Raw genomic sequence first — 14594 nt, 5'->3', positions numbered from 1 at the left:
GCTGTAGCCCTGGCGTTTGCGCCAAGGTGTTTACGATTCGGTGTGGCCGCTGATGCGCTGGCCCCAGGTCCGGGCGGTGACGCCCAGTTGCTCTTCGTCCATGCGCGTCAGGCGGCGGTCGTCGAGCAGTTGCTTGCCGGCGACCCACAGGTGTTTCACGCAATCGCGACCGGTGGCATATATAAGCTGCGAGACCGGGTCATATACCGGTTGCTGGGCCAGGCCGGACAGGTCGAAAGCGACGATGTCGGCAGCTTTGCCAATTTCCAGCGAGCCGACTTGCGCCTCGATCCCCAGTGCGCGCGCGCCATTCAGCGTGGCCATGCGCAGTGCTCGATGGGCATCCAGCGCAGTGGCCGAGCCGGCGACGGCTTTGGCCAGGAGTGCAGCGGTACGGGTTTCGCCGAGCAGATCGAGATCGTTATTGCTGGCGGCGCCATCGGTGCCAACGGCCACGTTGACGCCAGCCTGCCACAAACGCTCGACCGGGCAGAAGCCGCTGGCGAGTTTGAGGTTCGATTCCGGGCAGTGGATCACGCTGGTGTTGCTTTCTACCAGCAACGCCAGGTCGTCATCGCTGATCTGGGTCATGTGCACGGCCTGGAAGCGCGGGCCAAGCAGGCCGAGACGACCGAGGCGCGCGAGCGGACGTTCGCCGCGCTGCTCCAGCGCTTGCTGAACTTCGAAAGCGGTTTCGTGCACGTGCATATGGATCGAGGCGTCCAGCTCCTCGGCAATCACGCGGATTTTCTCCAGGTTTTCGTCGCCGACGGTGTACGGTGCATGAGGACCGAAGGTGATCTTGATGCGTTCGTGGTGCTTGAGATCGCCGAACAGTTCGACGCCCTGACGAATGGCTTCATCGGCGCTGCTGGCGCCCGGAATCGGGAAATCAAGGATCGGAATGGCGATCTGCGCGCGAATACCGCTGTTGTGCACGCGCTCGCTGGCGACTTTCGGGTAGAAATACATGTCCGAGAAACAGGTGATGCCGCCCTTGATCTGCTCGGCGATAGCCAAATCAGTCCCATCGCGAACGAAATCTTCATCGACCCACTTGGCCTCGGCCGGCCAGATGTGATTTTCCAGCCAGGTCATCAGCGGCAAATCATCGGCCAAGCCACGAAACAGCGTCATCGCCGCATGACCGTGCGCATTGATCAGACCGGGGGCGAGCAGCACATCCGGCAATTCCCGGGTTTCTGTGGCGTTACACTTCAATGCTTCGGCGCGCGGGCCGATAAACACGATGCGCCCGTCGCGGATGCCCAGGCCGTGCTCCTTGAGCACAACGCCTGCAGGTTCGACGGGTACCAGCCAGGTCGGCAGCAATAATAAGTCGAGCGCAATGGCAGGTTTCGGCATCGAGGGTCGGTTCCAGTGCTTTTGTAAAGGATGGCGAAGTATACCCGAGCGTCTTCGCGGGGGGATCGCTATAATCGGCGGCTTTTGTTCATGAGTGCGGGGTGAGGGATGCGCGATCGACTGTTGGCTGCGGAGAAAGTAAAGGCCATCGATTGGCGAGATGGCGCGCTCCACCTGCTGGATCAGCGTATTTTGCCGTTCGAGGAAACCTGGATTGCCTACACCAGCGCCGCCGGCGTGGCTGAGGCGATTCGTTCGATGGTGGTGCGCGGTGCGCCGGCCATCGGCATCAGCGCGGCCTATGGCATTGTGCTGGCGGCCCGTGCCCGTCTGGCCGAAGGTGGCGACTGGGCTGCGGCGCTGGAAGAAGATTTCGCCTTGCTGGCCGATTCTCGTCCGACCGCAGTCAATCTGTTCTGGGCGTTGGGCCGTATGCACGATCGACTGGATCGTCTGAAAGGCAACGCCGACCCGTTGGCGGCGCTGGAAGCCGAAGCCATTGCCATTCATGAAAGCGACCGCGAAGCCAACCTGACCATGGCCCAGCTCGGCGTTGACCTGATCCGCAAGCACCAGGGCAATGCGCAGGCGATTCTGACTCACTGCAACACCGGTGCGCTGGCTACCGGCGGGTTCGGTACGGCGCTGGGGGTGATTCGCGCGGCTTATCTGGAAGGCATGGTCGAGCGTGTTTACGCCGATGAAACCCGTCCGTGGCTGCAGGGCTCGCGCCTGACCGCTTGGGAACTGGCCAACGAAGGCATTCCGGTCACCCTGAATGCCGACTCCGCCGCTGCGCACATCATGAAAACCAAAGGCGTGACCTGGGTGATCGTCGGTGCGGACCGCATCACCGCCAACGGTGACGTGGCCAACAAGATCGGCACCTACCAACTGGCGGTCAACGCCATGCACCACGGTGTGCGTTTCATGGTGGTGGCGCCAAGTTCGACCATCGACATGAATCTGGCCAGCGGTGACGACATCCCGATCGAGGAGCGTGATGGCGCCGAGTTGCTCGAAGTGGGTGGCAAGCGCGTCGGCGCGGACGTTGAAGCGTTCAACCCGGTATTTGACGTGACGCCGGCCGACCTGATCGATGCGATCGTCACCGAAAAAGGCATCGTCGAGCGCCCGGATACCGCGAAAATGGCCCAGTTGATGTGCCGCAAACGCCTGCATTGATGCTGGCCTGCTCAATGTAGGAGCTGCCGAAGGCTGCGATCTTTTGATCTTGCTTTTTACAGGTCAGGATCAAAAGATCGCAGCCTTCGGCAGCTCCTACAGGTGTTTGGGGTCCTAAATGTCAATAAACATCGCTAAACCAAGCCCCAATTCTGCATTCAAAGAAGCTCTGAGCCTCTCTCGTCCCCGTTAAGCCTGTCACCGGTCAACTAACTATGCTCCATGCGCATCAGGGGGATAGGTGCGTGGCGGCTCTTGTGATAACATCCGGCGTTTTCCGAGGCAGCTCCACGGAGCTGTCTTTACTGCGCAAATCCGCGATCCAATGTTGATTTGTCGTAAGTCGGTGCATGGCACTCGGTCTGCCCCGACGAGCTTCGTTGGTCCCATATGGATATGACGAAGTTTCACCAGAAAAAGGAATCAGGCTTCTCATGGGCGAACTGGCCAAAGAAATCCTCCCGGTCAATATCGAAGACGAGCTGAAACAGTCCTACCTCGACTACGCGATGAGCGTGATCGTCGGCCGTGCACTGCCGGATGCGCGCGATGGCCTCAAGCCCGTGCACCGTCGCGTACTGTTCGCGATGAGCGAGCTGGGCAACGACTTCAACAAGCCGTACAAGAAATCTGCCCGTGTTGTCGGCGACGTGATCGGTAAGTATCACCCGCACGGTGATACCGCGGTGTACGACACCATCGTTCGTATGGCACAGCCTTTCTCCCTGCGCTACCTGCTGGTAGACGGTCAGGGCAACTTCGGTTCGGTCGACGGCGACAACGCTGCGGCCATGCGATACACCGAAGTGCGCATGACCAAGCTGGCGCACGAGCTGCTGGCTGACCTGCACAAAGAAACCGTGGACTGGGTGCCGAACTACGACGGCACCGAAATGATCCCGGCGGTCATGCCGACCCGTATCCCCAACCTGCTGGTCAACGGCTCCAGCGGTATTGCCGTGGGCATGGCGACCAACATTCCGCCGCACAACCTCGGTGAAGTCATCGACGGTTGCCTGGCGCTCATCGACAACCCTGAGCTGACCGTCGATGAACTGATGCAATACATCCCCGGTCCGGACTTCCCGACCGCCGCGATCATCAACGGTCGCGCCGGCATCATCGAAGCCTACCGTACCGGTCGTGGCCGTATTTACATGCGCGCCCGCTCGATCATCGAAGACATCGACAAGGTCGGTGGCCGTCAGCAGATCGTCATCACCGAACTCCCTTACCAGTTGAACAAGGCGCGTCTGATCGAGAAGATCGCCGAGCTGGTTAAAGAGAAGAAGCTCGAAGGCATCACCGAACTGCGCGACGAGTCCGACAAGGACGGTATGCGCGTCGTGATCGAACTGCGTCGCGGCGAAGTGCCTGAGGTGATCCTCAACAACCTCTACGCCCAGACTCAGCTGCAATCGGTATTCGGCATCAACATTGTTGCGCTGATCGATGGCCGTCCACGCATCCTGAACCTCAAGGATCTGCTGGAAGCCTTCGTCCGTCACCGTCGCGAAGTCGTCACTCGCCGTACCGTGTTCGAACTGCGCAAGGCGCGTGAGCGTGGTCACATCCTTGAAGGTCAGGCCGTTGCCCTGTCGAACATCGACCCGGTCATCGCCCTGATCAAGGCTTCGCCGACGCCGTCGGAAGCCAAAGAAGCGCTGGTCAGCACGCCGTGGGAATCCTCGGCAGTGGTGGCGATGGTTGAGCGTGCCGGTGCCGACTCGTGCCGTCCGGAAAACCTCGATCCGCAATACGGTCTGCGTGAAGGCAAGTACTTCCTGTCGCCAGAACAGGCGCAAGCCATTCTGGAACTGCGTCTGCACCGTCTGACCGGTCTGGAACACGAAAAACTGCTGGCCGAGTATCAAGAGATCCTCAACCAGATCGGCGAGCTGATCCGCATCCTCAACAGCGCCGTGCGCCTGATGGAAGTGATCCGCGAAGAGCTGGAAGTGATCCGCGCCGAATACGGCGACCAGCGCCGCACCGAAATTCTCGATGCCCGTCTCGACCTGACCCTGGGTGACATGATCCCGGAAGAAGAGCGCGTCGTGACCATCTCCCACGGTGGCTACGCCAAGACCCAGCCATTGGCTGCGTACCAGGCTCAGCGTCGTGGCGGTAAAGGCAAGTCGGCCACCGGCGTCAAGGATGAGGACTACATCGCTCACCTGCTGGTTGCCAACAGCCACACCACGCTGCTGCTGTTCTCCAGCAAGGGCAAGGTTTACTGGCTCAAGACCTACGAGATTCCGGAAGCGTCCCGCGCCGCCCGTGGTCGTCCGCTGGTCAACCTTCTGCCATTGAGCGAAGGTGAATACATCACCACCATGCTGCCGGTCGATCTCGAAGCCATGAAGCGTCAGGCTGATGAAGAAGAAGCCGAAGGCGCCGAGGCTGATGTAGAAGAAATCGAAAACAGCAACGAGACCGATGAAGAACGTCGTGCTCGCATCAAGGCTGCTGACCGCAAGAAAGCCCCGTTCATCTTCATGTCGACCGCCAACGGTACCGTGAAGAAGACCCCGCTGGTGGCCTTCAGCCGTCAGCGCAGCGTTGGTCTGATCGCGCTGGAACTGGACGAAGGCGACATCCTGATCTCCGCCGCCATTACCGATGGCGAGCAGGAAATCATGCTGTTCTCCGACGGCGGCAAAGTGACTCGCTTCAAGGAATCCGAAGTTCGCGCCATGGGCCGTACCGCCCGCGGTGTGCGTGGCATGCGTCTGCCAGAAGGGCAGAAGCTGATCTCCATGCTGATTCCAGAAGAAGGCAGCGAGATTCTCACTGCTTCCGAGCGCGGCTACGGCAAGCGTACGGCGATCACCGAGTTCCCTGAATACAAGCGTGGCGGTCAGGGCGTTATCGCCATGGTCAGCAACGAGCGTAACGGCCGTCTGGTCGGCGCGGTTCAGGTGCAGGACGGTGAAGAAATCATGCTGATCTCCGATCAGGGCACTCTGGTGCGTACCCGTGTCGACGAAGTGTCGAGCCTGGGTCGTAACACTCAGGGCGTCACACTGATCAAGCTGGCCAAGGATGAAACCCTGGTTGGGCTGGAGCGGGTTCAGGAGCCTTCGGAAGTTGAAGGTGAAGAGCTTGAGGGTGAAGAGGGCGAGGAGTTCGAAGGCAATGTCGTGATCGACGATGCTGCCGAAGACCAGCAACTCGACGCCGCAGCAGACGAAGAACCGCAAGAATAAGCGGACAAACGAGGGGGCGGATGAGAATTCGCCCCCTTGTTATTTGTCCGGTATGAAATTTCGACATCATGGAGATCCCCTGTGGGAGCGAGCCTGCTCGCGAATGCAGGCGCTGCGGTACCTCTGACGCACCGCGGTGATGCATTCGCGAGCAGGCTCGCTCCCACAGGGCCGTGTTGATCGGTAGTGTGATTTATTGCGTGATACCACCAAATCAGAGCGAGATTGGATGTGAGCAAGCGAGCCTATAACTTCTGCGCCGGTCCTGCGGCGCTTCCTGAAGCTGTCCTGCAACGTGCCCAGGGTGAACTCCTTGATTGGCACGGCAAGGGTCTGTCGGTCATGGAAATGAGCCATCGCAGCGATGAGTTCGTGTCCATCGCCACCCAGGCCGAGCAGGATCTGCGTGACCTGCTGAATATCCCGTCGAACTACAAAGTGCTGTTTCTGCAAGGTGGCGCCAGTCAGCAGTTCGCGCAGATTCCACTGAATTTGCTGCCTGAAGGCGGTTCTGCCGACTATATCGACACCGGTATCTGGTCGCAGAAAGCCATCGAAGAAGCCTCGCGCTACGGTCACGTCAATGTTGCCGCCACCGCCAAACCTTACGACTATTTCGCCATCCCGGGCCAGAACGAGTGGAAACTGTCGAAAGACGCCGCTTACGTTCACTACGCGCCGAACGAAACCATCGGCGGTCTGGAGTTCCAGTGGATCCCGGAAACCGGTGACGTGCCGTTGGTAGCGGACATGTCTTCGGACATCCTCTCGCGTCCGGTTGATATCTCGCGTTTCGGCATGATCTACGCCGGCGCACAGAAAAACATCGGCCCGAGCGGCATCGTCGTCAACATCATCCGCGAAGACCTGCTCGGCAAGGCGCGTTCGCTGTGCCCAACCATGCTCGACTACAAAGTCGCGGCCGATAACGGCTCGATGTACAACACCCCGCCGACGCTGGCCTGGTACCTGTCTGGTCTGGTGTTCCAGTGGCTGAAAGAGCAGGGTGGCGTTGAAGCGATCGCCAGGCTCAACGACGTCAAGCAGCGCACGCTGTACGACTTCATCGACGCCAGCGGCCTCTACAGCAACCCGATCAACAAGTCGGACCGCTCGTGGATGAACGTGCCGTTCCGTCTGGCTGATGATCGTCTGGACAAGCCTTTCCTGGTCGGTGCCGAAGAGCGCGGCTTGCTCAATCTGAAGGGCCACCGCTCCGTGGGCGGCATGCGCGCCTCCATCTACAACGCCGTCGACATCACCGCCGTTAACGCGCTGGTGGCGTACATGGCTGAATTCGAGAAGGAACACGGCTGATGTCCGAGCAAGAACTCAAGGCACTGCGCGTTCGTATTGACGCTCTGGACACCAAAGTCCTTGAGCTGATCAGTGAGCGTGCGCGTTGCGCCCAGGAAGTCGCGCGAGTAAAGATGGCCTCGCTGGCCGAAGGCGAAGTGCCGGTGTTCTATCGTCCTGAGCGCGAAGCTCAGGTGCTCAAGCGCGTGATGGAGCGCAATCAGGGGCCGCTGGGCAACGAAGAGATGGCGCGGCTTTTCCGCGAAATCATGTCCTCGTGCCTAGCGCTGGAGCAGCCGCTGAAAGTGGCTTACCTCGGCCCTGAAGGCACCTTCACCCAGGCTGCAGCGATGAAACACTTCGGTCACGCGGTGATCAGCAAGCCGATGGCGGCGATCGACGAAGTGTTCCGTGAAGTGGCGGCCGGTGCGGTGAATTTTGGCGTGGTGCCGGTGGAAAACTCCACCGAGGGCGCGGTCAACCACACGCTGGACAGCTTCCTCGAACACGACATGGTCATCTGTGGCGAAGTCGAGCTGCGCATTCACCATCACCTGTTGGTCGGTGAAAACACCAAGACCGACAGCATCAGCCGTATCTATTCCCACGCGCAGTCGCTGGCACAGTGCCGCAAGTGGCTGGACGCGCATTACCCGAATGTCGAGCGCGTCGCGGTGTCGAGCAACGCTGAAGCGGCCAAGCGGGTCAAGGGCGAGTGGAACTCGGCGGCGATTGCCGGCGACATGGCGGCCGGTCTGTATGGCCTGACCCGTCTGGCCGAGAAGATCGAAGACCGTCCGGATAACTCGACGCGCTTCCTGATGATCGGTAACCAGGAAGTGCCGCCGACCGGTGACGACAAGACCTCGATCATCGTTTCGATGAGCAACAAGCCGGGTGCGCTCCACGAGCTGCTGGTGCCGTTCCATGACAACGGGATCGACCTGACCCGCATCGAAACCCGTCCGTCGCGCAGCGGCAAATGGACCTACGTGTTCTTTATCGACTTCGTCGGCCACCACCGTGATCCGTTGATCAAAGGTGTGCTGGAAAAGATCAGTCAGGAAGCAGTAGCACTCAAAGTGCTGGGTTCCTACCCGAAAGCAGTTCTCTAAGGGCGGTAGCAAATGAGTGGCAATTTCCTCGCTCTGGCACAGCCGGGCGTGCAACAACTTTCGCCGTACGTTCCGGGCAAGCCTGTGGACGAACTGGCGCGCGAGCTGGACCTGGATCCGGCCAAAATCGTCAAACTGGCGAGCAACGAAAACCCGCTAGGCGCCAGTCCGAAAGCTTTGGCAGCCATCCGCGAAGAGCTGGCCGAGCTGACCCGTTACCCGGATGGCAACGGTTTTGCGCTGAAATCCCTGCTGGCCGAGCAATGCCGTGTCGAACTGAGCCAGGTCACTCTGGGCAACGGTTCCAATGACATTCTTGAGTTGGTCGCGCGTGCCTATCTGGCGCCGGGCCTGAATGCCGTGTTCAGTGAGCACGCGTTCGCGGTGTACCCGATCGCCACTCAGGCCGTCGGCGCACAAGCCAAAGTGGTGCCGGCCAAGGATTGGGGGCATGACCTGCCGGCGATGCTCGCGGCCATCGATGCCAATACCCGTGTCGTGTTCATCGCCAATCCGAACAATCCGACCGGCACCTGGTTCGGCGCAGAAGCGCTGGACGAGTTCCTGCAGGATGTTCCGGAGCATGTACTGGTGGTGCTGGACGAGGCTTACATCGAGTACGCCGAAGGCAGCGATCTGCCGGACGGTCTGGATTTCCTCGCGGCTTACCCCAATCTGCTGGTTTCGCGCACTTTTTCCAAGGCTTATGGTCTGGCGGCATTGCGTGTTGGCTACGGTCTGTCGACCCCGGTGGTGGCGGACGTGCTGAACCGTGTTCGCCAACCGTTCAACGTCAACAGCCTCGCCTTGGCGGCAGCCTGTGCGGCGCTGAAGGATGAGGAATATCTGGCGCAAAGCCGCCAGCTCAACGAGGCGGGTATGCAGCAGCTGCAAGCCGGTCTCCGTGAGTTGGGCCTGAGCTGGATCGAATCCAAAGGCAACTTCATCTGCGTCGATCTCGGTCAGGTAGCTGCTCCGATATTTCAGGGCTTGCTGCGCGAAGGCGTGATCGTGCGTCCGGTGGCCAACTACGGCATGCCGAACCACCTGCGGGTGACCATTGGTCTGCCGGCGGAAAACAGCCGCTTCCTCGAAGCGCTGCGCAAGGTTCTGGCTCGTGGGTGATGTCACTGCACTGCAATCTGCTGCACCTATGATCGGGCGCCTTGTGGTGGTCGGTCTGGGGTTGATCGGTGGTTCGTTTGCCAAAGGCTTGCGTGAAAGTGGCATCTGCCGCGAAGTGGTCGGGGTCGATCTCGATCCGCAATCGCGCAAGCTGGCGGTCGAGTTGGGTGTGGTCGACCGTTGTGAAGATGATCTGGTGGTGGCCTGTCAGGGCGCTGACGTAATTCAGTTGGCGGTGCCGATTCTGGCCATGGAAAAAGTGCTCGCGCGTTTGGCGAGTATTGATCTGGGGGCGGCGATTCTGACTGATGTTGGCAGCGCCAAAGGCAATGTGGTGCGCGCGGCGACCGAGGCGTTTGGCGGCATGCCGGCGCGTTTCGTGCCGGGCCATCCGATTGCCGGCTCCGAGCAGAGCGGGGTGGAAGCCTCCAATGCCGAGCTGTTCCGTCGCCACAAAGTGATCCTCACGCCGCTTGAGCAAACCGACCCGGCCGCATTGGCTGTGGTCGATCGTCTGTGGCGCGAATTGGGTGCCGATGTCGAGCACATGCAAGTCGAGCGTCATGATGAAGTGCTGGCCGCGACCAGTCATCTGCCGCACCTGCTGGCCTTCGGTCTGGTCGATTCATTGGCCAAGCGCAATGAAAATCTTGAGATCTTCCGTTACGCTGCGGGCGGTTTCCGCGATTTCACAAGAATCGCCGGAAGCGACCCGGTGATGTGGCACGACATCTTCCTCGCCAACCGCGAGGCTGTCCTGCGCACACTCGATACATTTCGCAGCGACCTCGACGCTTTGCGCGACGCGGTCGATGCAGGGGATGGGCACCAATTGTTGGGCGTCTTCACGCGCGCCCGGGTTGCCCGCGAGCATTTCAGTAAAATCCTGGCCCGCAGGGCCTATGTGGACGCTATGAATTCCAACGATCTGATCTTCCTGGCTCAACCTGGTGGCCGCCTGTCCGGTCGGATTCGCGTACCGGGTGACAAATCCATTTCCCACCGTTCGATCATGCTCGGCTCGCTGGCCGAAGGTGTCACCGAAGTCGAAGGTTTCCTTGAGGGTGAAGACGCCCTGGCGACCTTGCAGGCATTCCGCGACATGGGCGTGGTCATCGAAGGCCCGCACCACGGCCGCGTGACCATTCACGGTGTCGGCCTGCACGGCCTGAAACCGGCGCCGGGCCCGATCTATCTGGGCAACTCCGGCACGTCGATGCGTCTGCTGTCCGGCCTGTTGGCTGCGCAAAACTTCGACAGTGTTTTGACGGGTGATGCCTCGCTTTCGAAGCGCCCGATGAACCGCGTGGCCAATCCGCTGCGCGAAATGGGCGCCGTGATCGAAACTGCTGCCGAAGGTCGTCCACCGATGACTATTCGTGGCGGGCATAAACTCAAAGGCCTGACTTACACCATGCCGATGGCCAGTGCTCAGGTGAAATCCTGCCTGCTGCTCGCCGGTCTGTACGCTGAAGGCAAGACCACAGTGACCGAGCCGGCACCTACCCGTGACCATACCGAACGCATGCTGCGTGGTTTTGGTTATTCGGTAAGCGTTGATGGCGCTACGGCATCGGTTGAGTCCGGTGGCAAGCTGACTGCGACCCATATTGAAGTGCCGGGCGACATCTCGTCGTCGGCGTTCTTCCTGGTCGCAGCGTCGATCGCTGAAGGTTCGGAACTGGTGCTTGAGCACGTCGGCATCAACCCGACCCGTACCGGCGTGATCGACATCCTGCGCCTGATGGGTGCTGACATCACCCTGGAAAACCAGCGTGAAGTCGGCGGCGAGCCTGTGGCTGACCTGCGCGTGCGGGCAGCTAAACTCAAAGGTATCGAGATTCCCGAAGAGCTGGTTCCGCTGGCCATCGACGAATTCCCGGTGCTGTTCGTGGCGGCTGCCTGCGCCGAAGGGCGTACCGTGCTGACTGGCGCTGAAGAGCTGCGGGTCAAGGAATCGGATCGTATCCAGGTGATGGCGGACGGTCTGTTGGCGCTGGGCGTGAAATGCCAGCCAACCCCGGACGGTATCATCATCGACGGCGGCCAGATCGGCGGCGGCGAAGTGCATGGTCACGGCGATCACCGTATCGCGATGGCTTTCAGTGTGGCCTCCCTGCGCGCCACCGCACCGATCCGCATCCATGATTGCGCCAACGTCGCGACGTCGTTCCCCAACTTCCTCGCGCTGTGCGGGCAGGTCGGCATTCGTGTGGCACAAGAGGCTCAGTCGTGAAAAACATCGCACCGGTCATCACCATTGATGGGCCAAGCGGCTCGGGCAAAGGCACCGTAGCCGGAATACTGGCCAAGCGTCTGGGCTGGAACCTGCTGGATTCCGGTGCGTTGTACCGCTTGCTGGCATTTGCTGCGCATAACCATGGTGTCGACCTGACCAATGAAGAGCTGCTGAAGAAGCTTGCCGCTCATCTGGATGTTCAGTTCATTGCGGCGACCGAAGGTCAGTTGCAACGGATCATTCTGGAAGGTGACGAAGTCAGCGATGTGATCCGCACCGAAAGCGTCGGCTCCGGCGCTTCGCAAGTGGCTGCATTGCCGGCCGTACGCGAGGCGCTGCTGCAGCGCCAGCGTGCTTTTCAGGAAGCGCCGGGTCTGGTGGCCGATGGTCGCGACATGGGCACGGTGGTTTTTCCGGATGCACCGCTGAAGATTTTCCTGACCGCCAGTGCCGAGGAGAGGGCGCGCCGTCGATATTTGCAGTTGAAGGGCAAAGTCGAGGGTGTTAGTCTGTCGAGTCTGCTAGATGAGATCCGTGCACGCGACGAGCGTGACACCCAGCGAGCGGTAGCCCCGCTTAAGCCGGCGGCTGACGCCATACAGCTGGATTCCACGGAGTTGTCCATCGATCAGGTGCTTGAACGCATCATGAGCGAGATCGCCATTCGCGATATCGCCGGGTGACCAAGAAGGCCGCAGGGGACCAGTCATAGTCCTGCGACGCTTCTTCTATATGAAACTAACCCACACCGTCTGGGGTGTGGAGATGGGCGTATCCTTCGCCCTCATTTACAGGAATTAAAATGAGCGAAAGCTTTGCGGAACTCTTTGAAGAAAGCCTAAAAACCCTGAACCTTCAGGCAGGCTCCATCATCACCGGTGTTATCGTTGATATCGATTACCAAGCTCGCTGGGTAACCGTTCACGCTGGCCTGAAGTCTGAAGCACTCATCCCGCTTGAGCAGTTCTACAACGATGCTGGCGATCTGACTATCAATGTCGGTGACGAAGTTCACGTTGCGCTGGACTCGGTTGAAGACGGTTTCGGTGAAACCAAGCTGTCCCGTGAAAAAGCCAAGCGCGCTGAATGCTGGATCGTTCTGGAAGCAGCCTTCGCAGCCGAGGAAGTGGTCAAGGGCGTTATCAACGGTAAGGTTAAAGGCGGCTTCACTGTCGACGTTAACGGCATCCGTGCGTTCCTGCCAGGTTCCCTGGTTGACGTCCGTCCAGTGCGCGACACCACGCACCTGGAAGGCAAAGAGCTGGAATTCAAGGTCATCAAGCTGGACCAGAAGCGCAACAACGTTGTCGTTTCCCGTCGCAGCGTCCTGGAAGCCGAGAACTCCGCCGAGCGTGAAGCTCTGCTGGAATCCCTGCAGGAAGGCCAGCAAGTCAAAGGTATCGTCAAAAACCTCACCGATTACGGCGCATTCGTCGATCTGGGTGGCGTGGACGGCCTGCTGCACATCACCGACATGGCTTGGAAGCGCATCAAGCATCCTTCCGAGATCGTCAACGTTGGTGACGAAATCGACGTTAAGGTTCTGAAATACGATCGCGAACGCAACCGTGTTTCCCTGGGCCTGAAGCAACTGGGCGAAGATCCATGGGTTGCTATCAAAGCCCGTTACCCAGAAAGCACTCGCGTTACCGCTCGTGTAACCAACCTGACCGACTACGGCTGCTTCGCTGAGCTGGAAGAAGGCGTTGAAGGTCTGGTACACGTTTCGGAAATGGACTGGACCAACAAGAACATCCACCCTTCGAAAGTCGTACAAGTCGGCGACGAAGTGGAAGTTATGGTTCTGGACATCGACGAAGAGCGTCGTCGTATCTCCCTGGGCATCAAGCAGTGCAAATCTAACCCATGGGAAGATTTCTCTGGCCAGTTCAACAAGGGCGATAAAATCTCCGGCACCATCAAGTCGATCACCGATTTCGGTATCTTCATTGGTCTGGACGGCGGCATCGACGGTCTGGTTCACCTGTCCGACATCTCCTGGAACGAAGTTGGCGAAGAAGCTGTTCGTCGTTTCAAGAAGGGCGACGAGCTGGACACCGTTATCCTGTCGGTTGACCCAGAGCGCGAGCGTATCTCCCTGGGTATCAAGCAACTGGAAAGCGATCCGTTCTCCGAGTACGTCTCGGTTAACGACAAAGGCGCAATCGTTACTGGCACCGTGAAAGAAGTTGACGCCAAAGGCGCCATCATCGTTCTGGCCGACGATATCGAAGCGACTCTGAAAGCCTCCGAAATCAGCCGTGACCGCGTTGAAGACGCGCGCAACGTTCTGAAAGAAGGCCAGGAAGTAGAAGCCAAGATCATCAGCGTTGATCGTAAGAGCCGTGTAATTCAGCTGTCGATCAAATCGAAAGACGATGCTGAAGAGAAAGAAGCTATCCAGAGCCTGAAAGAAGGTGAAGCTGCTGCTCCTGCCGATACCACTATGGCTGCACTGCTGCGTCAAGCAATGGCCAAACAGAACTAAGTTCTGCTTGATCATGAAAAAGGGCGACTTCGGTCGCCCTTTTTTGTGCCTGCGATTTAGTGCTCACGGCTTGTTTAGGGTTTTTGGTGAAACCAATCTTGCTTCCGGGTGGTCTGTTTCTTTAATCGGATCAATCGCCTATTCACGACTAAGCTTGATCTTAAGCGTGTAGCGGTCGGGCATTGCCTGGCATAAGGAAGTGGATGAACAAGTTTATTGTCCTCATGGCTGTGCTGGCTCTGGCTGGCTGTACGACCAGTGCCAAGACCCATGCCGTGCGTGGTGTCAGTGGTATAGAGGTCGACTGCTCCGGGTTGGGCTCAGGCTGGGAGAAGTGCCAGAAGCGCGCGGCTAAGGAGTGCAAGGGCGCGGGGTACAAAGTGATCACGCGATCAGATGATGCCAAGGATGAGGACGAGTTTCCTTTTGGCTTCAACCCGGCAGGCTACGTGACACGAACCATGCTGGTGATATGCCGTTAAGCATGCCGTGCCCTGTTTGTTGCTGTGATGCCCTGAAAACGGGCGTTTCGACGCGGAGGAAGATATGTCAATCCCTGGGCTGTTCAAAAT

The 14594-nt window shown here is 59.3% G+C and carries 10 protein-coding genes; 9 read left to right on the top strand and 1 reads right to left on the bottom strand.

What is annotated here, in order from left to right:
* Positions 1–30: 30 nt before the first annotated feature.
* The gene (locus CKW14_RS08930) at positions 31–1365 is read right to left on the bottom strand and encodes a TRZ/ATZ family hydrolase (protein WP_095125178.1); all 1335 of its coding nucleotides are present in this window, start codon (positions 1363–1365) and stop codon (positions 31–33) included.
* Positions 1366–1473: 108 nt separating this feature from the next.
* Here CKW14_RS08930 and mtnA point away from each other — a divergent pair, with 108 nt between their 5' ends.
* The 9 genes from mtnA (at position 1474) to CKW14_RS08885 (ending at position 14504) form a co-directional block, all read left to right on the top strand.
* A complete protein-coding gene (gene mtnA, locus CKW14_RS08925; RefSeq protein WP_095048565.1) occupies positions 1474–2550 on the top strand; it encodes an S-methyl-5-thioribose-1-phosphate isomerase in 1077 nt (358 codons plus the stop codon).
* Positions 2551–2984: 434 nt separating this feature from the next.
* On the top strand, positions 2985–5759 hold the full coding sequence (gene gyrA, locus CKW14_RS08920) for a DNA gyrase subunit A (RefSeq protein WP_093435302.1): 2775 nt from the start codon (positions 2985–2987) through the stop codon (positions 5757–5759).
* 231 nt (positions 5760–5990) lie between these two features.
* Positions 5991–7076 (top strand): 3-phosphoserine/phosphohydroxythreonine transaminase, encoded by a 1086-nt coding sequence (gene serC, locus CKW14_RS08915; RefSeq protein WP_095125177.1) that lies wholly within the window; start codon positions 5991–5993, stop codon positions 7074–7076.
* Positions 7076–8170 carry a prephenate dehydratase gene (gene pheA / locus CKW14_RS08910; protein WP_016770924.1) on the top strand — a complete coding sequence of 365 codons (1095 nt, stop codon included), beginning with the start codon at positions 7076–7078 and terminating at the stop codon, positions 8168–8170. Before serC ends, pheA begins: the two co-directional genes overlap by 1 nt.
* 12 nt (positions 8171–8182) lie before the next feature.
* On the top strand, positions 8183–9295 hold the full coding sequence (hisC, locus tag CKW14_RS08905) for a histidinol-phosphate transaminase (protein ID WP_095125176.1): 1113 nt from the start codon (positions 8183–8185) through the stop codon (positions 9293–9295).
* Positions 9296–9323: 28 nt separating this feature from the next.
* The gene (locus CKW14_RS08900) at positions 9324–11531 is read left to right on the top strand and encodes a bifunctional prephenate dehydrogenase/3-phosphoshikimate 1-carboxyvinyltransferase (RefSeq protein WP_256587195.1); all 2208 of its coding nucleotides are present in this window, start codon (positions 9324–9326) and stop codon (positions 11529–11531) included.
* Positions 11528–12217 carry a (d)CMP kinase gene (gene cmk / locus CKW14_RS08895; protein WP_064391442.1) on the top strand — a complete coding sequence of 230 codons (690 nt, stop codon included), beginning with the start codon at positions 11528–11530 and terminating at the stop codon, positions 12215–12217. Before CKW14_RS08900 ends, cmk begins: the two co-directional genes overlap by 4 nt.
* Before the next feature lie 119 nt (positions 12218–12336).
* Complete coding sequence (gene rpsA / locus CKW14_RS08890) at positions 12337–14022, top strand: 30S ribosomal protein S1 (protein WP_093435292.1); 1686 nt, start codon at positions 12337–12339, stop codon at positions 14020–14022.
* A gap of 203 nt (positions 14023–14225) precedes the next feature.
* Positions 14226–14504, top strand: a complete 279-nt coding sequence (locus CKW14_RS08885) for a hypothetical protein (protein WP_095048561.1) — start codon at positions 14226–14228, stop codon at positions 14502–14504.
* The last annotated feature ends 90 nt before the right edge of the window (positions 14505–14594 follow it).

Source organism: Pseudomonas sp. Irchel s3a12, assembly GCF_900187485.1.
GTDB classification, from domain to species: Bacteria; Pseudomonadota; Gammaproteobacteria; order Pseudomonadales; family Pseudomonadaceae; genus Aquipseudomonas; species Aquipseudomonas neuropathica.
Note: the sequence above shows the minus strand (reverse complement) of the source record. Positions and strands in the feature narration are given on the sequence as shown.